Origin of the sequence: Rhizobium lusitanum, assembly GCF_014189535.1 — a bacterium.
In the GTDB taxonomy this organism is placed as follows: Bacteria; Pseudomonadota; Alphaproteobacteria; order Rhizobiales; family Rhizobiaceae; genus Rhizobium; species Rhizobium lusitanum_C.
Genome location: NZ_CP050307.1, coordinates 894,967 through 916,096 on the forward strand (window position 1 = coordinate 894,967; position 21,130 = coordinate 916,096).

Annotated in this window: 20 protein-coding genes and 2 pseudogenes; 9 read left to right on the plus strand and 13 right to left on the minus strand. The window is 59.6% G+C overall.

The window, feature by feature from the left end; genetic code table 11:
- The first annotated feature begins 110 nt into the window (after positions 1–110).
- A complete protein-coding gene (locus tag HB780_RS07145) occupies positions 111–1,283 on the plus strand; it encodes an aminotransferase (RefSeq protein ID WP_183689333.1) in 1,173 nt (390 codons plus the stop codon).
- On the opposite strand, the gene HB780_RS07150 is transcribed toward HB780_RS07145, so the two are convergent.
- The 3 genes from HB780_RS07150 to HB780_RS07160 all read right to left on the minus strand — a co-directional run bounded on the left by HB780_RS07150 (position 1,280) and on the right by HB780_RS07160 (position 4,398).
- On the minus strand, positions 1,280–2,620 hold the full coding sequence (locus HB780_RS07150) for an LLM class flavin-dependent oxidoreductase (protein WP_183689334.1): 1,341 nt from the start codon (positions 2,618–2,620) through the stop codon (positions 1,280–1,282). The genes HB780_RS07145 and HB780_RS07150 overlap by 4 nt on opposite strands.
- A 105-nt stretch (positions 2,621–2,725) precedes the next feature.
- Positions 2,726–3,658, minus strand: a complete 933-nt coding sequence (locus HB780_RS07155) for a LysR family transcriptional regulator (RefSeq protein ID WP_183689335.1) — start codon at positions 3,656–3,658, stop codon at positions 2,726–2,728.
- Complete coding sequence (locus HB780_RS07160; protein WP_183689336.1) at positions 3,655–4,398, minus strand: histidine utilization transcriptional repressor HutC; 744 nt, start codon at positions 4,396–4,398, stop codon at positions 3,655–3,657. The genes HB780_RS07155 and HB780_RS07160 overlap by 4 nt, the downstream gene beginning before the upstream one ends.
- Before the next feature lie 229 nt (positions 4,399–4,627).
- Between HB780_RS07160 and HB780_RS07165 the strand changes: the two genes are divergently transcribed.
- The 4 genes from HB780_RS07165 (at position 4,628) to HB780_RS07180 (ending at position 7,630) form a co-directional block, all read left to right on the plus strand.
- Positions 4,628–5,455 carry a transporter substrate-binding domain-containing protein gene (locus HB780_RS07165; RefSeq protein ID WP_183689337.1) on the plus strand — a complete coding sequence of 276 codons (828 nt, stop codon included), beginning with the start codon at positions 4,628–4,630 and terminating at the stop codon, positions 5,453–5,455.
- An 80-nt stretch (positions 5,456–5,535) separates the two neighbouring features.
- Entirely contained in the window at positions 5,536–6,177 is a 642-nt protein-coding gene (locus tag HB780_RS07170; protein WP_183689338.1) for an amino acid ABC transporter permease, read from the plus strand.
- Positions 6,174–6,842 carry an amino acid ABC transporter permease gene (locus HB780_RS07175; RefSeq protein WP_183689339.1) on the plus strand — a complete coding sequence of 223 codons (669 nt, stop codon included), beginning with the start codon at positions 6,174–6,176 and terminating at the stop codon, positions 6,840–6,842. The genes HB780_RS07170 and HB780_RS07175 overlap by 4 nt, the downstream gene beginning before the upstream one ends.
- On the plus strand, positions 6,839–7,630 hold the full coding sequence (locus HB780_RS07180) for an amino acid ABC transporter ATP-binding protein (protein WP_183689340.1): 792 nt from the start codon (positions 6,839–6,841) through the stop codon (positions 7,628–7,630). Before HB780_RS07175 ends, HB780_RS07180 begins: the two co-directional genes overlap by 4 nt.
- Positions 7,631–7,663: 33 nt before the next feature.
- Here HB780_RS07180 and HB780_RS07185 read toward each other — a convergent pair whose 3' ends face one another.
- Positions 7,664–8,050 (minus strand): hypothetical protein, encoded by a 387-nt coding sequence (locus HB780_RS07185; RefSeq protein ID WP_286202997.1) that lies wholly within the window; start codon positions 8,048–8,050, stop codon positions 7,664–7,666.
- 422 nt (positions 8,051–8,472) lie between these two features.
- Here HB780_RS07185 and HB780_RS07190 point away from each other — a divergent pair, with 422 nt between their 5' ends.
- Positions 8,473–8,949, plus strand: coding sequence for a hypothetical protein (locus tag HB780_RS07190; protein WP_183689638.1), 477 nt, complete (start codon positions 8,473–8,475; stop codon positions 8,947–8,949).
- On the opposite strand, the gene HB780_RS07195 is transcribed toward HB780_RS07190, so the two are convergent.
- Both HB780_RS07195 and HB780_RS07200 read right to left on the minus strand, forming a co-directional pair.
- Positions 8,946–9,590, minus strand: coding sequence for a LuxR C-terminal-related transcriptional regulator (locus HB780_RS07195; RefSeq protein ID WP_183689342.1), 645 nt, complete (start codon positions 9,588–9,590; stop codon positions 8,946–8,948). The two genes, HB780_RS07190 and HB780_RS07195, sit on opposite strands and share 4 nt — an antisense overlap.
- On the minus strand, positions 9,587–11,011 hold the full coding sequence (locus tag HB780_RS07200) for a sensor histidine kinase (RefSeq protein WP_183689343.1): 1,425 nt from the start codon (positions 11,009–11,011) through the stop codon (positions 9,587–9,589). The genes HB780_RS07195 and HB780_RS07200 overlap by 4 nt, the downstream gene beginning before the upstream one ends.
- A gap of 303 nt (positions 11,012–11,314) precedes the next feature.
- On the opposite strand from HB780_RS07200, the pseudogene HB780_RS33465 reads away from it, so the two are divergent.
- A pseudogene (locus HB780_RS33465) lies at positions 11,315–11,965 on the plus strand (hypothetical protein).
- A gap of 60 nt (positions 11,966–12,025) precedes the next feature.
- On the opposite strand, the pseudogene HB780_RS07210 reads toward HB780_RS33465, so the two are convergent.
- Positions 12,026–12,936, minus strand: a pseudogene (locus HB780_RS07210) (dihydrodipicolinate synthase family protein).
- 150 nt (positions 12,937–13,086) lie between these two features.
- Here HB780_RS07210 and HB780_RS07215 point away from each other — a divergent pair.
- Positions 13,087–13,791 (plus strand): GntR family transcriptional regulator, encoded by a 705-nt coding sequence (locus HB780_RS07215; RefSeq protein WP_183689344.1) that lies wholly within the window; start codon positions 13,087–13,089, stop codon positions 13,789–13,791.
- 59 nt (positions 13,792–13,850) lie between these two features.
- Complete coding sequence (locus HB780_RS07220; RefSeq protein WP_183689345.1) at positions 13,851–14,996, plus strand: M24 family metallopeptidase; 1,146 nt, start codon at positions 13,851–13,853, stop codon at positions 14,994–14,996.
- 34 nt (positions 14,997–15,030) lie between these two features.
- Here HB780_RS07220 and HB780_RS07225 read toward each other — a convergent pair whose 3' ends face one another.
- The 6 genes from HB780_RS07225 to HB780_RS07250 all read right to left on the minus strand — a co-directional run bounded on the left by HB780_RS07225 (position 15,031) and on the right by HB780_RS07250 (position 21,104).
- Positions 15,031–16,089 carry an ABC transporter ATP-binding protein gene (locus tag HB780_RS07225; RefSeq protein ID WP_183689346.1) on the minus strand — a complete coding sequence of 353 codons (1,059 nt, stop codon included), beginning with the start codon at positions 16,087–16,089 and terminating at the stop codon, positions 15,031–15,033.
- A gap of 4 nt (positions 16,090–16,093) precedes the next feature.
- Positions 16,094–16,924 (minus strand): carbohydrate ABC transporter permease, encoded by an 831-nt coding sequence (locus tag HB780_RS07230; RefSeq protein ID WP_007698012.1) that lies wholly within the window; start codon positions 16,922–16,924, stop codon positions 16,094–16,096.
- Positions 16,925–16,927: 3 nt separating this feature from the next.
- Positions 16,928–17,854: a carbohydrate ABC transporter permease gene (locus HB780_RS07235; protein WP_183689347.1), complete on the minus strand. Its 927-nt coding sequence runs from the start codon at positions 17,852–17,854 to the stop codon at positions 16,928–16,930.
- Positions 17,855–17,941: 87 nt separating this feature from the next.
- Entirely contained in the window at positions 17,942–19,201 is a 1,260-nt protein-coding gene (locus HB780_RS07240; RefSeq protein ID WP_183689348.1) for an ABC transporter substrate-binding protein, read from the minus strand.
- 44 nt (positions 19,202–19,245) lie between these two features.
- Positions 19,246–20,412 (minus strand): PLP-dependent transferase, encoded by a 1,167-nt coding sequence (locus tag HB780_RS07245; protein WP_183689349.1) that lies wholly within the window; start codon positions 20,410–20,412, stop codon positions 19,246–19,248.
- Positions 20,409–21,104 carry a FadR/GntR family transcriptional regulator gene (locus HB780_RS07250; RefSeq protein ID WP_435693874.1) on the minus strand — a complete coding sequence of 232 codons (696 nt, stop codon included), beginning with the start codon at positions 21,102–21,104 and terminating at the stop codon, positions 20,409–20,411. The genes HB780_RS07245 and HB780_RS07250 overlap by 4 nt, the downstream gene beginning before the upstream one ends.
- Positions 21,105–21,130: the final 26 nt, after the last annotated feature.

Here is a 21,130-nt window from a genome sequence, read left to right on the forward strand (position 1 = left end):
CAACAGGCAGCGGGGAGATTCCGCCGCCTATTCCACTCGCATCTTCCGACAAAGCGGTTGAGAAGGCGGCCAAAATCGGTGTAGCAATCGGTCTCAAAAGGATAAACGATATGCCCGCCGCAAAACCCAATTCGCTCATTGCCCGTCTCTCCCCACCACCGATTCCTTCCGTCGTCGCCTGGAGCCGCGAATATTCCGGCGACAGGGGCCCATTGATCGACCTGTCGCAGGCCGTGCCCGGATACCCCGCGCATCCCGAAATGCTGAGGCTTCTCGGTGAGGCTGCTTCATCGCAGGCGATGACCGGATATGGGCCGATCGAGGGGGAAGATGTGCTGCGGGACGCCTATGCGCGGCATGTGAGCGAGGTTTATCGCGCGCCGATCCGGGCGGAAAACATCCACATCACCTCCGGCTGCAATCAGGCATTCATGTCCACGGCAATTGCGCTTGCCGGGGCTGGCGATACCGTGGCGCTGACCAATCCCTTCTATTTCAATCACGAGACGACCCTGGCGATGCTTGGCATCAAGCGCGCACTGGTAGAGTGCGACGCGGCGAACGGATTCCTTCCGGATATCGGCTCGGCGGAGCAGGCGCTTGCCGCCGGCGCACGCGTGCTGGCGGTTGTCACGCCCAACAATCCGACCGGTGCCGTCTATCCGCCGGCGCTGCTGCGCGAGCTTTTTCTGCTCTGCCGGAAATACGGCGCATGGCTGATCATCGACGAAACCTATCGCGACTTCCTTGCCGAGGGTTACGGACCGCCGCATGCGCTTCTGTCCGAACCGGGTTGGGAAGACACGCTCGTCCTGCTCTACAGCTTCTCCAAGTCCTTCTGCATTCCGGGCCACAGGCTCGGCGCGGTCACGGCGGGGCCGAAGCTCCTTGCCGAGATCACCAAGGTCATGGACAATATGCAGATCTGCGCGCCGCGTTCCGCGCAGCATGCCGTGGCTGCGGCGCTACCCATCCTCGCCGACTGGCGGGCGGGTAACCGGCTGGAGATCGCGCGCCGCGCGGACGCGCTGAAGAGCACCATGTCGGAATTGCCCGGCTGGGACATCGCGGCGATCGGCGCCTATTTCGCCTTCATCCGCCATCCCTTCGCCGACCAGTCGTCCGCGACGGTCGCTGAAAGGTTGGCTAAGCAGGCGGGGATTATCTCGATCCCTGGAAGCTATTTCGGCGAGGGGCAGGAGCGCTATCTGCGCCTTGCCTTTGCCAATGCCGATGTGGCCTCGATCGGTCTGCTGGCCGAACGCCTGCGGGATGCAGGCTAGGCTTTCGCAAACCGATTGACAGGCATTGAGAGCCCAAGATTTTCGCGAAGGGTCGAGCCCTCATATTCCTCGCGGAAGAGCCCGCGCCGGCGCAATTCCGGCAGGACGAGCGTCACGAAGTCGTCAAGGCTCGCCGGCAAGGTCGGGAACATCAGGATGAAGCCGTCGGCGGCGCGCGTCTCGAACCATTCCTCCATGAAGTCGGCGATCTGCGTTGGTGTGCCGGTGATGCCGTTGCCGGTGTGCTTTTCCGCGTAATGGCGAATGAGTTCTCCGACGGTGCGGCCGCTCTTGACGAAGTCGACGAGCTCGTCGAAGAGCGCTCGCGAGCCCTTGGGTGCTGCGGGCAGCCGGTCCATTGGAAAGGGCTGATCCAGCGGCACGCCGCGTAGATCCGCTTCCAGAAACTCGGACAGCATCAGCCTGCCGACATCCGGGTGCATCTTGTCGATCAGATAGTTGACCTTCGCTTGCGCCTCGGCCTCTGTCTCACCGACATTGATGACGACGCCGGGCATGATTTTCAGGTCGTTCGGATCGCGACCATGGGCCGGCATGCGTTTCTTCACATTGTCGTAGAAAGCCCGATTGCGATCGATGTTGGAGGCGAGGCTGAAGACGATCTCAGCGGTGCGGGCCGCCATGTCCATGCCGGGCTCCGACCCACCGGCCTGCGCGATGATCGGCCGGCCCTGCGGCGAGCGGGCGATATTGAGCGGGCCGCGCACCTGGAAATGCTTGCCCTTATGGTTCAGCGTGTGATGCTTCGTCTTGTCGTAATAGATGCCGCTTTCCCGGTCGAGAAGCAGGGCGCCTTCCTCGAAACTATCCCAAAGCCCGAAGACGACATCGACGAATTCATTGCCGCGTTCATAGCGCAGGACATGCGGGTCCAGCCCCTCGCGGTTGAAGTTGTAGCCGGTCTCGTCATGGTCGGAGGTCACCACGTTCCAGCAGGCGCGGCCGCCACTTAGATGATCTATCGAGGCGAAGAGGCGGGCGACATTGTAGGGCTCGTAGTAACTCGTCGAAACGGTTGCGACGAGACCGAGATTCTGGGTGGTGACTGACAGGGCCGAGAGCAGCGAAAGAGGCTCGAAGCGGTTCATCTTCGTCGGAATGCGCGCAAGCGCATCGGGATCACCGACGGCTGCGGCCGGCGAATCCGCCATGAACATGAAGTCGAATTTCGCCGCTTCCGAGCGTTCCGCAACATCAAGAAGATGGCGGAAGTCATTGGCGCCATTGACATCGCTCTCGGGATGGAGCCAGGACGCCGGGTGGAAACCGAACGTATAGACAAAAGTGCCCAGCTTCATCTTGTCGGTGCGCGCCATGAAATGCTTCCAATCTCAATCGTTGATGTCTGCGTAAAATATCGCCACGCAAGTTTTTTCATCAATATCGCTGGAGCTGTCTTCCGTTTTAGTTTTTCTAAAATGTCACGATGGTGCGGAGATCCGCGCCTGATGACGGGAAATGGCAACGACCCAATCGCGAAACGCGCCGCCATAAGGCTTCTGAAGAGCGGATCGATCCCAGGCGAGGAAATAGCTCTCGCGAAGCGGGATCCTGATATCGACGGGGATGACGAGGGTCTGGGCCTGCAGTTCATCGGCTATCATCGACATCTGCGCGAGAACGACACCGCGCTTGTTGACGGCTGCGTCGATTGCGCTGCTCGATAGGGTGAAGGACAATCCCGGTGCCGTTTCCTTGAGCGATACGCCTACTTTCGCGGCGAATTCCGTCCAGCTGGGGTAGGGCGTAAAATGCCGTTCCCATTCGACGTGTAGCAACGGATGACCGAGAAGCTCCCAGATCGAAGGAGCATGGCCCTGTATCAGTGCCGGCGAGCAGGCAGGGACGACCCAGTCGCGGAACAGTTCGGTATAATGTTCGTGCTGCAGCACGTCCGATCCGTAGCTGATGCGAAAATCGATCTCGTCGAAGCCCATGCGCGGCTCCTTGTCGCGACCGACAATCCTCACCTTCGCGTCAGGATGAAGGGTCTGCCAATCGAAAATCCGCCGGCCGATCCATTTGTTGACGACGGAAGACAGCGCGCTGAGCACCAGCGCATTCTCGTTGCGCGCCCGTTCCAGCTTCTGTTCGGCGATAGCGAACTGTTCGAAACCCCTAGATATCTCCTGGTGGTAGAGCCTGCCCCATAAGGTCAGTTCGGCAGTGCGGCCGTTGCGCTCCAAAAGCGTAACGCCGAGGAAGCTTTCGATCTTGCGGACCTGCTGGCTGATTGCCCCGGGGGAGACCTTCAGTTCCAGGGCAGCGGCAGTGACGCTGCCACAGCGCCCCACGGCCTCGAAGGCCTGAAGTCCCTTGAGCGGAATGGTTTTGAAGGGGCGTTTTTCGGTCACGTCGCGCTTCTCCGGGCGAGGTGGTCAGGCACTTCTTTCTCCGCCGGCTGAAAGTCGCCGGCGAATTGAAAGCGATCGCCGGGATGCGTGATCTCGACATAGGTGACTGTATGGCCATTCTGCCATGTCTGACGGATGAGTGTCAGGCAGGCCTCACCGCGTTCGGTCTCAAGCAGGCGTGCCGTCGCAGCATCGGCCGAAACCGCGCGAATGACATGCCTGGCTTTCGACCACGGAACCTGCTCCAGCAGCCACTTGGCTGGCGGCACGGAGGCAAAGGTCTCGTCTCTGGCGAGCGGCACCGCGTCGAGCATGATGATCCGCCGCTCGATGGCGTTCGGCTTGCCGTCGACCAAATGCAGGCATTGGAGCCGCAGGATCTCTGCGCCTACCGGCTCGCGCAACAGCGCGGCGTCGGATGCATCGAGCCTTTCGATCCTGCGCATCAGCATCCGATAGTCGTGTTCATACCCGGCAAGCTCCGCTTCTGTGCTGATATCCTGGATATCCATCACCGTGCGGTCGATCTGTTGCGTGGCGACGAAGGAGCCGGCCTTGCGCCGGCGCACGATCATGCCGCGCTCCGCCAGCGCCGACAGCGCCTTATTGACCGTCATCCGCGAGCATCGATATTCCGCAGCCAGTTCGTGCTCGATCGGGATTCGCTGGCCGGGCTGCCAGTCGCCGCTCATGATCTTCGTCTCGATATCCCGAAAGATTTTCTGATGAATTGAGACCAATACCCACCTCGATCCAGTGACGGCGCTCAAATCCGAAAGCCTGCATCCGCCGCTTCCAATTTGGCCGTCCGGCACAATTTTTGCGTTCCTAGAGTTTTACATTGACAGTGTAGGCCTGCCTATATCTATTTGTATAGACAAAAGCGGGTCATAGAAGCCCGTTCAGTGGGAATACGCTGGGGAACTTGGACTCTTCCGTTGGAAGAGCAAAAAAACTGGAGAGAAGACCATGAAGAAAAATTCATTGCTCAAGGGGCTGGTCGGCGCCGCATTCCTGTTCGGGGCGACGCTTTCCGCGCATGCGGCCGACACGCTTGCAGCCGTCAAGGCGGCCGGCACCCTGAAGGTGGGGACCGAGACGGCTTTCGCGCCATTCGACTTTATCGATGCTGGCGAACATGCCGGTTTGAACGTCGACCTCTTCGCCGAGATCGGCAAGGAACTCGGCGTGAAGATCGAGTGGGTGGCGCTCCCCTGGGACGGCGTTTTCCCCGCACTCGAGGCCGGCAAGTTTGACATCGTCGCGGGCCCGGCGACGATCACCAAGAAGCGCATGGAGCGTTATCGCTTTACGCCGCCGATCGCCGAAGCCACCATCGCCATCCTGAAGAAGGCGGGCGACAAGACGATCACCAAGCCTGAAGATATTGCCGGCAAGAAGATCGGGGTCGGCAAGGCGACTTCGCAGCTCGACCAGCTCAAGGAATTCTCCGATACGCTGCCGACCAAGGCCGAGATCCGCGAATATCCGGCCTTCACGGAATCCTACGCCGATCTGGCGGCCGGCCGTATCGCCGGCGTTGCCAACTCGTTGCCGAACATCGCTTTCGTCGCCAAGCAGCGCGAAGGCACGTTCGAAGTCGTGCTGCCGCCCTTTGGCAAGAAGTCCTATTTCGGCTTCATCGGCCTGAAGGATGCCGACCATGCGCCGCTGATGGACGCAGTCGACGCTGCTCTCCTGAAGATCAAGGCAGATGGACGCATGGCCGCGCTCCAGAAGAAGTGGTTCGGCGCAAGCTTCGATACGCCGGATTCGATCAAGGACCCGGCATTCTGATAGGCCTGTCAGCAATCGATCATGCCTCGGGTTTTGCCGAGGCATGATCCACGACTGTCAAGTGGACGACATCCGAACATATGTCCTTCAAACTCTTTGAACTATTGCTCCAGGCGTCGATCTACACGGTGACGATCAGCGTCGTGTCGATACTGATCGGCTTTGCGATCGCGATCCTCCTGTCGGGAATGCTGCTGTCGCAGCGCAGCCACCTTATGCTGCCTGCACGGATTTTCATCAGCTTTTTCCGTGGCGTACCGCTGCTCGTGCAACTGCTGCTGATCTACAATCTGCTGCCGGTCATCGGGATCAATGTACCGAGTATCGTGGCGGCCATTATTGGCCTGTCGCTGTGCACCGCCGCCTATCAGGCGGAGAACCTGCGCGGCGGTTTCGCCAGCGTTCCCACGGGCCTGGTCGAATCCGCCGAAATGGTAGGCCTCTCGCCCAGCCAGATCTTCCGGCGCATCAAGGTTCCGATCGCCCTGCGACTTACCTTTCCAGCTCTCGTCAACGAGGCAATCCTCATTCTCAAGGCGTCTTCTCTGGTTTCCGTCGTCGGCATCGTCGAATTGACGCGCATGGCGCAGGACCTTGCCGGCAGCACTTTCCTGCCTCTGCAGCTCTTTGCGTCCGCCGGGCTCATCTATCTGGTGATCAACTGGATCGTAGCTCTTGCCGGTGGTCTGATCGAGCGCCGCCTTCCGGGAGTGCCGCGATGAGCTTCGACATCAATGCCATCCTCGACCAATGGCCGGCGATCGTCAGTGGCGCCGGCGTCACGATCATGATCTGGATCCTCGGAACGATTGCCGCCGCCATCATCGGCTTCCTGGTGGCTGTCGGCCGGCAATATGGCGGACTGCTGCTCGACAAGGTGCTGGGTTTCGCCGTCGCGATCCTGCGCGGCACGCCCTTCCTGATCCAGATCTTCTTGGTTTACTACGGCGGTCCCTTCGTCGGTCTGTCGCTCGATCCGCTGCCGGCCGGGTTGCTCGGTATCTCTATCTATGGTGCCGCCTATTTCAGCGAAATTTTTCGCTCGGGTTTTCAGGCGGTGCCAAGGGGCCATATCGAGGCCGGTGAATGCGTCGGCCTGACGCAGGGCCAGATTGTCAGGCGTATTCTGCTGCCCGAAATGACCATGCTGGTGCTGCCGCCGTCGCTGAACATGACGATCGTCCTGATGAAGGAAACGGCGGTACTGTCGATCATCACCGTTCCAGAATTGACGGCGACGCTGAGTGCTATCGGATCGCAGCAATATGCCTTCGTCGAAGCGCTATCCGTACTCGCGCTCTTCTACTGGGTGCTTGTCGAACTCACCGGTTGGCTTGGCAATCTCGCCGAAACGAAACTCTCCAGATTCAGGTTTTTCAACGCATGAGCGTCCCCGCAATCGCAGTCAGGAATCTCGTCAAGAAGTTCGGGGACTCTACCGTCCTGCACGGCATCGATGTCGAGATTGCGCAAGGTCAGGTCTCGTGCCTGATCGGCCCGTCCGGCTCCGGCAAGAGTACTCTTCTGCGCTGCATGGCCTTTCTGGAGGAGGCGACGCTAGGCACGATCGCGATCAATGGCGAGGTGCTCGGCTTCACCGAAAACGCTCAAGGCGTGCGAGAGCGCATTTCGGCCGCCACCAACCGGTCGATCCGCGGGCAGATCGGCATGGTTTTCCAGCAGTTCAATCTCTGGCCGCATATGACGGCGCTTGGCAATGTCAGCGAGGCGCTGAAGACGGTGCACAAGATGAGCCGCAAGGCCGCCGAGGACGTGGCGATGGCGCAGCTCGTCAAAGTTGGGCTGGAAGCGCGGGCGGGGCACTATCCGTCGCAGCTCTCCGGCGGACAGCAGCAGCGCGTTGCGATTGCTCGCGCGCTGGCGCTGAAACCGAAGATCATGCTGTTTGACGAGCCGACCTCGTCGCTCGATCCGGAACTGACGGGTGAAGTGCTGAATGTCATGCGTGATCTGGCCGCCGAGGGCATGACGATGGTGGTCGTCTCCCATGAAATCGGCTTTGCCGCGACCGTGGGCCAGCAGATCATCTTTCTCGATCACGGCAAGGTGCTGTTTACCGGTGAGCCGAAAGAGGTTTTCAAGAAGCCGAGAAATCCGCGTCTCGAACAGTTTCTCGACACCTACCTCGACCGCGGCGCGTCGATGCTTCTTTAGGCACGCCACTCGCCGCGCATAGCGGTTGTCCAGCTATGATGTCACGCCTCTATAGCGGCCTTCTTCAGCCGACGCTGGCTGGGGCCGTTGCGGATGTTTCCTGTGCAAGGATGCGCTGCTGCTGCGCGCCGCCGAGAGACATTGCTCCAATTCGATGGCAAGAAGCGTCACCGCCTCTGCCAGCGCTTTCTCCGCATCGGTAAATGGCAGCGCCAAGCCTTCCTCCCTTGCCTGACTGTATATTTCCGCCGCCGCGAGGACACGCTCGGCATGATAGAGGCATTCGGGTGTCGGTTCGACAAGCGTCAAGGCGAGCCGGAGATTGAAGGCAACCTGAAGGGCGAAAGCCGAGGCTGAGAAATCCACGACGGCGCCGGGCGGTTTCGCGTGATCGAGATATGTCTTCCAATGTCTGTTCATCGCGACGTTATCCGAGCTGCGCCAAAAGCTGATAGATGACCCACTGCATCCATGACAAATTGCCCCGTTTCCGCCAGCGACGGAGCGTGATGAAGGACGTTCATCTGTATTTCCCCATATTTGATGCATCCACTACCCTGTAGGCAGTAGTAACCGAGCGGCAGACGCTCTTTCAATCTTGGTCTTCGCCATCGGGGCTTCAGTCGAGTTGACCTTAGGACCTTAGTCTGATGGCGGACGGGGCGAAGGTCCCGAAGGGGGTTGCAAAAGGCCTGATATTAGCGTTTTAGCGCAGACAAGTGTTGACGACTTGCGTCGCGAAGACGATCTGATGTCGTAGCGGAGGCACTGTCTCCAGCACAATGGCTGGCGAATCTCTCCTGGCCCTTTAGTCCATGCATCCGAGAGCGTGTGAAAAGCCTATGTCTTTACGCGGAAAGTCGATCGCTGTTTCTCTCTGCACCCTATTCACGCTGGTGCTTGTCGCAATGCCCTATCACATCGAGATTCGTGGATCGTCGATCGGGCTTGTTGCCGAAACCGCCGATGCAAAAGGCGGCGGTAATGGCAATGGAGGAGGCAACGGCGGCGGTAACGGCAATGGCGGCGGTGGCAATAGCGGGAACGGGGGTGGAAATGGGGGCAGCAATGGCAATGGCAATGGCAATAGTAACGGGAACGGGAAAAATTCCAGCGGGAAAAGCGCCAAACAAAGCCAGGACAACACCGATGCTGCAACCAGTTCAGACGATGCGTCGATGAAAGTCGAGCACACCGACGGCATGAGCGAGGCCATCCAAAACGGACGCTATGTCATGAAGGATTCAAAAGGTCGCACCATCATCAACCGCAGTGCGACCACGGACGACCAGAAGCGACTGAAATCCTTCGTGCACTAGCCGTTTCTTTCCAGCGCGTCGCGAAACGCCATTGCTGCTTCTGTGCGGTTTGCAACGCCCAGCTTCGTGAAGATCTGCGTCATGTGATGCTTCACCGTCTTCTCGTGGAGATCGAGCTTGAGACCGATCTGCTTATTGCTCAAGCCGGTTGCCACGAGTTGGAGCACTTCGCTTTCCCTGTCCGTCAGTGCGCGGATAAGATCCGCCTTCGCCGGCGCATTGCCTTGTCCGGAGATCAGGCGGGCAGAAAGCGTCGGTGCAACATAGCTTTCACCAGAGGCCACCGTGCGGAGGATCTCTGCCAGCGTTCTCGATCCGACGCCCTTCAGAACATACCCCTTTGCCCCGCTTCTCAGCGCCGTCGTTACATCGTCGCTTGCCTCGGATACGGTCAGCATCACGATCTTCTGGCCCGGCACCCGCTCGAGGATCAGCGGGATCGCTTCCAGCCCGCCGCCGGGCATGGAGATGTCCATCAACAGAATATCCGGGCGCGCCTCGTCGACTATGCGGACGGCATCGTCCCTCGTGCTGCCTTCGCCCACAATCGAAAAGCCGCTGATCTCTGCAAGACTGCGAATGACGCCCTCGCGGAACAGCGGATGGTCGTCGATGACCGCTAGGCTGATGGCTGTCGTCATGTCTGTTCCATTTCCGCCGCGTTGAGCGACATCCGAACGATCGTCCCGTCCCTGGAGGAACTCAGCTCGAACGTGCCGCCAAGGCTTTCCACTCTTTCCCTGAGACCAGCCAAACCGAGGCTGCTTGCGGGAACATCTTCCGGATCGAACCCCGGCCCATTATCCGATACCGCAATCGTGACATGTTTGCCATCGGTGCGCTGCTCAACGTGCTGTGTGGCGCCATCGCCGTGACGGTAACCATTGTTCAGCGCCTCCTGAACAAAGCGATATATGCAGATCTTGGCGGAGGTCGACAGTTCCTGCACCGCATCAGAAATGGACAGGCTAACCACGGTTCCAGTACGCTGCTCATGGGCGCGAACTGCGCGGTGCAACAGTTCCGAGAGGTTCGCCGCTTCGATCTGCGGCAAGACGAGCCCGCTGCAAATGCTTCTGATCTCCGCCATGGCGTCGTCGAGGCTCGATTTGATTGCGGCAAGCGACAGCTCGCGCTCCCGCGCCGGAGCAGTCGGATTTGCCAAGGCCTCGCTATCCAGTCTTAACGATGCATAGGCGACGAGCTGCGCTGGGCCGTCATGCAGATCGGCGCCGATGCGCCTGAGGTAGCTTTCGTTGAGGGCGGCGGCGCGCTGCGAGGCCCTTTGAACGCGGGCGCGCAGGATCTCGTTTTGCTGCAGGAGAGCCGACAATTCGCCGATGCGGGCCTTGAGCGCGCCGCGCTGGCTTTCGATCGTCCGGCTTCCGCGAAGGACGATCATCGAAAGGATAAGAAAGAAGGTGAGGGTGAACATGCCGACAGCGAGCCAGCTTCGAAAGCGCGCCTGGTTCATGCTGCGCTGGAAATCATACGCAACTTCGTGAAATTCCGAGACCGCAACGACCTTGCCCGACCAGGGCTGAAGAACCGGATTGTAGATCTCCAGGAGCGGCTTGCCGCTGCCGCGCTCGGCAACGCTTTCGACGTCCCCAATCTGATTGAACTGCGCCGTCATCGTGCCGGAAAATGCCGTCTTCAGATCATCGCTCAGCGGGAACTGCTTTCCCATCAGGTTCTTGTCGTTGGAGTAGAGAACGGTGCCGTCGTTGCGCCAGAGGCGAAAGGACATCAGTCGGCTGCCAAGCGCGCCTTCGCCGAGCGTTTCATCCAGCGCGCGCATCACCGTATCGTCCAGCATCTCGTTTGTCTGCATATCCGGGAGAAGCGGCGCGATGACGCTGTCGACATAAAGAGCGGTGCTGGCGGCGGAATTGCGGGTAACGGCATCCTCGATGAGGCTGGTGACGACGGCGCCGACGATGACCATGGCGCAGGCGGCAACGAGGCCACCGATCAGCAGGAATTGCCGCGCAAGGGATTGGGAGTTCCAGCTGGCGATCAGACGAACCGGCGACAGCAGTGATTTGAGATTTGTCTGCAAGTCTGGCTACTTTCCGCGATGATCATCCAATGCCGGCATGACTGTCGTCGCCGAGCAACACGTTGAATGGTGGTCCGTTCATTCCGTTGGCAAGCCTCCGTATTGATGTAAATCCCAACCCATCCGTTCTCAGACTTTCAGCCATCGGCAATCAGGCTAAGGTCTGATCCCCTGAGGCATTGGTCCGTCCCCCGTGGAAACTTCCATTTCCAGCAATATTATGGCGAGCAGCATGAATGCTCGTCCCGCGTGGCAGTTGCACCGCGTGGCAGGAGCATAGTCTGGAATGAGAGGAATACGCAGATGAAATTCAGTTCAGCCTTTGGAACGACTGTTGTTGCCTTGGCATTGGCTGTCGCTCCGGTAGCCGGCGGCAGCCTCGGTTTTGCAAACATGGCCTACGCCAAGGGTGGCAATGGCAATGGAGGAGGCAACGGCGGTGGCAATGGAAATGGCGGGAGCCATGGCAGCAGCAGTTCCAGCGATGGAAAGTCAAGTGCCGCGCAATCGGACGATAGTGATTGAAGCGTCGGCAGCCTGAAACATACGACACATTCCTCAAAGCCCGCGACTGCAAACAGGAAGCTCGATAAGACGGGCTCCACGAAAGTAAAGACGGCGGCGGCACAGCTTGGCAGCCTCAACTCTCTCAAGCGGAATTATCATGCCTATATGAATTCTAAGGATCCGAAGATGGCGGCCATCAGGGCCTATGTCATGGATTATGCTGAGTTCGAACTCAAGAACGGAACCAATGCCGTGCCGACGGACCCAGCCCTTAGTGACGAGGCGTTGCGCTCGGCTTTGGCTCAGGCGTCGAAGACAGGTGTCGTAACCGACAAAACCTTGGCGGAAGCCAAGGGTATTCTAGGCGTTGGTCCTACCGTCGGAAAAATAGACCAAGTGCGCGACGCGTTGGAGCAATCCACAGCCACAACGACGTCTGCGAACTGAACGTCTTTGTGGAAAAGCAAAGCCGGCAACCGCTGAACCGCGATTGCCGGCTTTTCTGTATCAGGCGGCCTGGCGCACCTTGGAGGGGCGGGTAGCCGCTGCTTTTTCGACCATGGCGGTGACTTCGGCGCGGCGGGCGCCGGACAGCGGCAGACGCGGCATGCGGACACGCTCGGAGCCGCGGCCCATGATCTGCTCGGCGAGCTTGATCGACTGCACCAGGTCATGCTCGGCATCGAGATGCAGAAGCGGCATGAACCAGCGATAGATCTTGCGGGCTTCTTCCCAATCGCCACGTTCGGCGGCGGCGACGAGCTGCACCGATTCCTGCGGGAACGCGCTGGTCAGGCCGGAAACCCAACCCTTGGCACCGAGCATCAGACCTTCGAGCGCGACATCGTCGAGACCGGCGAAAATATCGAAACGATCACCGAAGGCATTGATGAGATCGGTGAAGCGGCGTGGATCCGGAGCGCTTTCCTTGACGGCCTTGATGTTCGGCACGTCGGCGAGCGCCTGCAGCACGTCGGCGCCGATATTGACGCGATAGGCAGGGGGTTGTTGTAGAGCATGATCGGCAGCGAGGTCGCTTCAGCGACCGTGCGGAAATGCGCGATCAGTTCCTCCGGCTTCGGCACATAGACCATGGCCGGCAGAAGCATCAGGCCATCGGCACCGAGCTTCTCGGCATCGCGGGCATAGGCGACGGCGCGGCGCGTATCGAGTTCGGACACGCCGGTGACGACGGGAACGCGGCCGTTGACCACTTCGACGGCGGCCTTCAGGATCGTGCGCTTTTCCTCCGGGTCGAGCGAGTTGTTCTCGCCGCAGGTGCCCATGACGATCAGTCCGTTGACGCCGTCATTGACGAGGGCATCCTGAACGCCCTGTGTGGCCGTGAGATCCACGGACAAATCTTCCTTGAACTGTGTCGTTACGGCGGGAAATACGCCCTTCCATCCAGTGGTCATCGCTTGATCCTCATTGAAAGCTGACGGCGTTATATACAAACTGTCGACAAAGCTCAAGAAGCGGGCTAGAAAAGTTTTGGGAAGGGCAGGCGGTCTTGCGGCGCCCTGCCAAAACGACATACGAAGATGTGGGTCGCGAGGGATATCCGAATGCAGAATGATGCGGAAAATGCGCGCGTGCGCGGATCGGGCACTCAAAGCGTCTATGCCGCGCTGCGCCGGGAAATCCTGTCGATGGCGCTCGAACCCGGCAGCCCGCTCGATGAAGTGCGACTGTCGGAGCGCTTCAAGATGTCGAGAACGCCGATCCGCGAGGCGCTGCTGCGACTTGTTGCCGAGGGGCTGGTCACGACCCTGCCAAATAGAAGCACGATCGTGGCAACCATCGATTTCGCCAGCCTGCCCACTTATTTCGAAGCGCTGACGCTGATGTATCGCGTCACTACGCGGGGTGCGGCCCAGCGGCGGAATGCCGGGATCATGAAGACCATCCGCGCCCATCAAAAGGAATTCGCGGACGCTGTTATTGCCCACGACGCCTATGCGATGATTGAGGCAAACCGGGAATTTCACGTCGCTATCGCTGAGCTTGCCGGCAATTCCTATTACACCACCTTTTTCGCTCGCCTCCTCGACGAAGGCCGGCGCATTCTTCGCCTCTATTATTCGACATTCGATGATCGCCTGCCACGCCAGTACGTCGATGAGCATGAGGAGATGATCGCCGCCATCGAAGCGGGCGATGTCGAGCGCGCCGACCGGCTGGCGATCGATCACGCCGCGCAGATCGTTCGGCAGATCCAGGACTATGTTGCCCGCAATCTGGACCGGCCGGTGGCGATACCGTTGTCCTGAAACCCCGCGACGAAAACACTTTCATCTCCGCCTCTTGATCGAATGGATTGGAAAACCGCATGTCTTGGCAGCATCCCGTACCCCGCATAACTCAGGACGAGAGACAGCGTCGCCTCTCGAAACTCCGCCAGTCCATCGAGGCCGAGGGCTTGTCCGGCGTGCTGCTCGGGCCGACCGAGAGCCTGCGCTATTTCACCGGACTGGTCTGGCATTTGAGCGAACGGTTTCTTGGCGCGCTCGTTACCCCGACCGAGCTTTACTACATCGTTCCGGGCTTTGAGCGCAGCCGCGTGGAGACGCTCCCGCATCTGCCCGGAGACATCCTGGTCTGGCAGGAAGAGGAAAGCAGCGTCGCCCTGATCTCCAACCTTATCAGCGGCTCCGGCAAGTTGGCTCTCGATGATGACCTGCCGCTTTTCTTCTACCACGCGCTGGCGGCGGAAATCGGCGTTGAAAGGCTGACGGATGGTGGGCGGCTGACCCGCGATCTGCGCCGGATCAAATCGCCTGCGGAGATTGCGCTTATTCAATATGCGATGGATCTGACCCTCGATGTTCACAAGCAGGCGCATGCGCTTTTAAAGCCTGGGATCAAGGCGTCCGAGGTGGTGGATTTCATTGATCGACGGCATCGCGATGCCGGGGCTGATGGTGGCTCGACCTTCTGCATCGTCTCCTTCGGCACGGCGACCTCGCTTCCACATGGAGCAGATGGTGATCAGAACCTTGCCGATGGCGACGTTATTCTGATCGACACCGGTTGCCGGCTTGACGGCTACCATTCGGACATCACCCGAACCTACGCCCTTGAGAGCGGCCACAAGGAATTCGAACAGGCTTGGGCGATCGAGCGAGAGGCGCAACAGGCTGTCTTCGACGCGGCCAAGTTGGGAGCTGCATGCTCAAGCCTCGATGACGCGGCTCGCGCGGTGCTTGCGAAGCATTCTCTCGGCCCGGACTATCGTCTGCCGGGATTGCCGCACCGCGCCGGCCATGGGCTCGGCCTCGAAATCCATGAGGAGCCCTATATCGTCCGCGGCAACGCGACGCCGCTTGCCGCCGGCATGGTTTTCTCCAACGAACCGATGATCGTTTTTCCGGAAAAATTCGGTATCCGGCTGGAGGACCATATCTACATGACCGAGGACGGCCCTCGTTGGTTCACCAAGCCGGCGAAGGCCCCGACCGAACCCTTCGCCGATTGAGACACCGGGCGCGCTGAGCAAGGCAACCCTTTGCTCAGGTCGCCCGTTTGCCGTCTTCGTCGAATACATGCAGATGCTGCGCCGGGAACGATACATTCACCTGCGGACCCGCGCTCAGTGCCTCGCGATTGAGCGTGAACACCTTGAATGGCAGGCCGTGCAACGACAGGTGAAGGATGATGCCGAAGCCGGTGGGTTCGATCAGCTCCACATTGGCGCTGAGATCGGCGCTATCCGATGACAGAACCACATGTTCAGGCCGAATTCCGACGGTCGCCTTGGCGCCGACCGGCAGGTTCAGCGGTGTCGGCAACGGAACAATGGTTCCGTCCTTCAGCTTCATGCCTTCGGTCTCGTAGGTGGCGTCGAGGAAATTCATCCCCGGCGAGCCAATGAAGCCGGCAACGAAGAGGTTGGCGGGGCGGTCGTAAAGTTCGAGCGGACTGCCGACCTGCTGCACCACCCCGCCATGCATGGCGACGATCCGGTCCGCCAGCGTCATTGCCTCGATCTGATCATGCGTGACGTAGATCGAGGTCGCCTTCAGGTCGGCATGCAATTTCTTGATTTCGGCCCGCATCTGCTCGCGCAAGCGGGCGTCGAGGTTCGACAGCGGCTCGTCGAAGAGGAAGGCCTTCGGCTGTCGCACGATGGCGCGGCCCATCGCAACGCGCTGGCGTTGGCCGCCTGAAAGCGCCTTTGGGCGACGTTCGAGCAGTGGATCGAGGCCGAGCTTCGATGCAGCGGCTGCGACGGTGCTCGCAATCTTGTCCTTCGCGATCTTCCGAAGCTTGAGGCTGTAGCTCATATTGCCGGCGACGTTCATGTGCGGATAGAGCGCATAGGACTGGAACACCATGGCGATGTCGCGATCCTTCGGATGCAGCTCGTTGACGCGCTTGCCAGCGATGCGGACCTCGCCGCCGCTGATATCCTCGAGACCTGCAATCATCCGGAGCAGCGTGGACTTGCCGCAGCCCGAAGGCCCGACGAGAACAACGAATTCCCCATCCTTGATCTGGAGATCGATGTCTTGCAGCACCTGCACATGCCCGTAGGCTTTTCTGACGTTCTGAATATCGATCGATGCCATTTGACTAACCCTTGACCGCGCCGGCCGTCAGGCCCTGCACGAGATAACGCTGAATGAGCAGGAAGAAGAGGCAGGCCGGAATGAGCGCCATGACGCCCGCTGCCATCATCTGCCCGAAATCCACGGAGAATTTCGAAACGAAGGTGAGAAGCCCGACGGGGAAGGTCGCGGCCTGATTGCCGTTGATGAGCATCAGGGCAAACAGCAACTCGCTCCAGGCGGCCGTGAAGACGAAACCGAGCGTCGCGGCGATGCCGGGCAGCGTCAGCGGCAGGATGATCTGCCGGAACGCGGTAAACTGTGTCGCGCCATCGATCATTGCCGCCTCTTCCAGATCCTTCGGAATACCGTCGAAGAAGGACTGCATCAGGAAGGTCGCGAAGGGCACGTTGAACGCCGTGTAGACGATGACGAGGCCGGTCAGGCTGTTGGTCAGGTGCAGCGGCGTCAGGATCTTGAAGATCGGCGCCACGAGCATGACCAGCGGAAACATCTGGGTGAGCAGCATCAAGGCCACGATCCAGTATTTGGCTCGGAAATTGAAGCGCGAGAGCGCATAGCCAGACAGCGATGCGCAGATGGTCACCGCAATCGCCGTCGATCCGGAGACGATCAGGCTATTCTTGAAGAACGTGGGGAAGTCGCTGTGTTGCAGCACGAAAGCATAATGCTCCCATGTCGTGCGCGACGGCCACATGCGCACGCCTTCCGTATAGAGCAGGTCGTTCGGGGTGAGCGACACCTTGAACAGCCAGAAGAGCGGGAAGAGCGCGAAGACGACGTAGCAGAGGATTGCCAGGCGATGCGCGATGGTGGGGAGGATGGATCGTCTCATGGCTCAATCCTTGTTCAGCAGGGTCTGCCGCAGCAGGATGATCAGCATGGAATAAGCGAGCAGCAGCACGAGCAGCACGAGCGCGATGGCCGAGGCATAGCCAAAATCCAGTCGCTTGAAGGCCTGAGTGAAGATGTAGCTCGCGACGATCTGGGTACGATCGGCCGGTCCGCCTCCGGTCATGACCACGATCAGATCGGCGAAGTTTGAGACCCAGACTGTGCGCAGCAGCACGGTGATGGCGATGGTCGGGGCGAGAAAGGGGAGCGTGATCGAACCGAAGCGCTGGAACCAGCCGGCACCGTCGATGGAGGCTGCCTCATAGAGATCACGCGGGATTGCCTGGAGGGCGGCTAGCAACGTGATCGCAAAGAAGGGAATACCCCACCAGACATTGGCGACGATCGGCCCCCACATCGCATATTGCGGATCGGAGAGGATGTTGTGGGGCTCGCTCATCAAGCCGAGATCGAAGAGCCAATGTGGGATCGGTCCGATCACCGGATTGAACAGCCAGGCCCAATTGAGGCCGGCAAGGAAGGACGGGACCGCCCAGGGCAGAAACACCAAAGCCTGTACGAGCGCCCTGCCGAAAAACGGCTTGTCCAGCAAAAGGGCCAGGATCAACCCGAAGACAAATTGCAGGAGAACTGACGCGCCGGTCCACCAGAGCGTGTTCTTCAGCGCGCCATAAAAGGCGGCATCCTTCGAGAGATCACGGAAATGCTCCAGGCCGATAAACCCGCCGGAAAACGGATTGAGCAGTTGAATATCGCGAAACGCATAGGAAATGCCGATTGCCAGCGGCACCAGCATGACGACGATAATGAGGATAAGTGCGGGCGCGCTATAGAGGTAAGGCTCCGAGGCATCGGCAAAGCGCTTCAGCCACGGCCTGCGGTCGCGACGCCTATCGGCGGTCATGGTCATAAGCCAGTTCCCATTCGCGGCGTTCAAGCGCCGTCTGTTTCATGTACGAAGAAACGGCGGCGGAATGATCCGCCGCCGGAGAGGAATTTATTTCTTGGCGAGGAACTTCTGCTGCGCCTTGGTCAGATAGTCGGCCCATTGATCGGCAAGATCCTTCGCCGAGATATCGCCGATCAGTGCCTGCTGCGAGGTTTTGATGGCGAGCGAATCCTTAAAGAAGGCGAATTCCTCGAGATAGGTCGGCATGACGGTCGGCACCGTGTTCTTGTCGGCGAGTTCCTCGAACCAGCCCTTGAACTGATCCGTTGCATAGAAGGGATCCTTCTCGGCCGAGGTGTAGGCCGGCAGGGCGCCGATCTTCTTGTTCCATTCGAGGTTGCCCTCCTTGCCTTCAAGAGTCGCGATCAGCTTCCAGGAAAGATCCTTGTTCTGGCTGGTCGAGAACATAGACCAACCGGCATAGCCGATCGTCGGGAAGGACTTGCCGTCCGGCCCCTTCGGGAGCGGCATGACGCCGAAATCGTCCTTGCTCATGCGCTCGGCAATCGCGATCAAGGCATCCGGGTCCTGGTCGAGGAAGGCGCAGGTGCCGGAATAGAAGCCGGCGACGACTTCGTTAAAGCCCCAGTTGACGCTATCCTTCGGCGCCAATCCCTTCTTATAGAGATCGACCATCCATTCGATGCCCTTCGCCCAGCCGGCGCTGTTCATCGTCGAGGTGCCATCGGCGGTGAAATACTTGTTGTCGCCGGCCATGGAGGCGGCGAAAATCATCCAGCCGTTCAGGCCGCCGGCACCGCCACGCATGCAGTAGCCGTATTTGCCGGGTAGCTTGGCAACTGCCTCGGATGCCTTGACGAACTCATCCATCGTCTTCGGTGGTTCGCTGACACCAGCTTCCTTCAGCAGTTTCTTGTTGTAGAACATGGCGCGAAGATAGAAGCCGTAAGGCAGCATATAGGCCGTGTTCTTCACGTCGCGGCCTAGTTCGAGGGCACGCGGCGTCAGCTCCTTGGTGTTATCCCACTTGGCGAGGTAGGGCTCGAGGCTTTCGAGCATGCCGTTATTGCCGTAGAGCGACAGCCAGGTATCCGGCATTTCCATCACATCCGGCGTATCGCCGGCCGAAACCATGGTCGCGAACTTCTGGAAGGCTTCGTTCCAGGGCAGCGAGATGATGTCGACCTTCGTACCCGGATTGGCTGCCTCGAACTTGCCGACGATCGACTTCAGCGTTTCGGTTCGTTCAGGGCTGGTGATGACTTCAACGAGTTTCAGGGTCGTATCGGCAAAGGCGGTGCCTGCCATCATTGCGGTAAAGAGTGCTGCTGTTATCAGTCTTTTCATGCTCAGTTCCCCCTTTTTAGGTTTTTCTCTCAAGGTTTCAGGTTTTACGAGGCAGCGGCGATCGCTTGCTCGATATCTCTCCACAGCGCCTCGGTTCCCTCGAGACCGACATGGAGACGTACGGACCTCGGGTTGATACCGAAGGTATGCGCGGAATTCGGTTGTGCCTTCTGCTGAAGCACGACTTCGCCTGGTACGATCAGGCTTTCGTGCCCACCCCAGCTCACACCCAGTTTGAAGAGCTTGAGGTTATCGGCGAAGGCTCTGATATCGACGCCCTCGCGGAAGATGAAGGAAAACAGGCCCGAGGTGCCGTTGAGGCCGGCGGGAAGGCGGTTGGCGAGGCCCGGATGGCAGACCTGTTCGACGGCATCGAGCTCTTGCAGTCGCTGCGCGATCGTTGTGGCTGCGGTCTGATGCGCCTGCATGCGGATGGGCAGGGTGCGAAGGCCGCGGATCAAAAGCCACGCATCGAAAGGCGACAGCTTGCCGCCGAGATAGGGATAGGCTTCGGCCTTTAGCCGGGCGATCATCTCCTTGGAGCCGGCAACGACGCCGGCGACGACATCGCTATGTCCGCCGAGATATTTGGACGCGGAGTGGATGACGAGATCGACACCGAGCGTCAGCGGCCGCTGGAAATAGGGTGTGGCCCAACTGTTGTCGATCATCGAGACGACGCCGTGCTGCTTGGCGAGTGCTGCCAGCGCGCCGACATCATGGGCTTCCATCACCCAGCTTGTCGGGCTTTCCATGTAGAAGACCTTGGCGCCCGGAAGCGCCTTGGCGACGGCTTCCTCGTCGCGACCGTCCACATAGGTCACCTCGACCTTCATGCGTTTCAGGATAGTACCGAAGAGGCGGAAGGCGTCAGGATAGATATGCTTGACCGCAACGATCCTGTCGCCGGGTTCGACGAAGCTCAATACGGCCGAAGAAATCGCGGCCATTCCGCTCGCAAAGCCGAGCGCATCCTCGGCGCCTTCGAGTTTTGCCAGCATTTCCTCGAACATGCGCACGGTCGGATTGAGGCCGCGCGTATAGATCGGCCGCACCTTTTCGCCGCGATAGCAGGAGATCATCTCGTCGTAGCTGGAAAAGGTGAAAAGCGATGTCTGGAAAATCGGCGGCACGACGGCTTCGGCAAAATTGCCTTCGTCATGGGCCGTAATCAGAGAAGCGAGTTCGAACGGCTCTTGCCCGTCAGTCATTTGGACATTTCCTTGATGTCTTCCTCGACGACGTCGAGAATTTTCAGTGTTTCGGCGCGTGCCGCCTCGGGATCCTGGGCGACGATCGCGTTGAACAGGGTGCGGTGAAAGGGGAAGGACCGGCGGGCAAAATCCTGCCGGTCGAATGGGTGCGTCCAGAACCTCTCGAAGGTTCCGCGCATCTGCTCGAGAAGCTGCTTGAACAGCGGGTTGTGGGTGGCGTCATAGACGGCCAGATGAAACGCAAGATCCTCCGGACCGGAGGTGCCCTTGGCGATATGGACGCGCTCCATCTCGTTGAGCTTCTCTTCGATGATCGCGATGTCGCTTGTTGTTCGCTTCCTGGCGGCGACCATTCCGGCCTCGCATTCGATACCGCGGCGAACCTCAAGGGTCTGTAGCAGCACGTCGCGCAGATGCGTCGTGTCGAGCGACAAGGGCATATGGATTGTCGCCTTGGAAACCGGTTTTAGTAGATAGGTGCCGCTGCCCTTGCGGGTTTCTACCACGCCCAGGGCCTGGAAATGGGTGAGCACCTCCCGGATCGTCGAACGTCCCACCGACAGGGCGGCCATCAATTCGCGCTCGGTCGGTAGCTGCTGGCCCGCCTGGAGCTCCGACGACTCGATGAAATCGGACAGCGCGTCGATCACTTGCTGCATCCGATCGATCGAGGGGAGTGGGGTGAGCATCGCCTTGGTCATCATGAAGGGCAAAT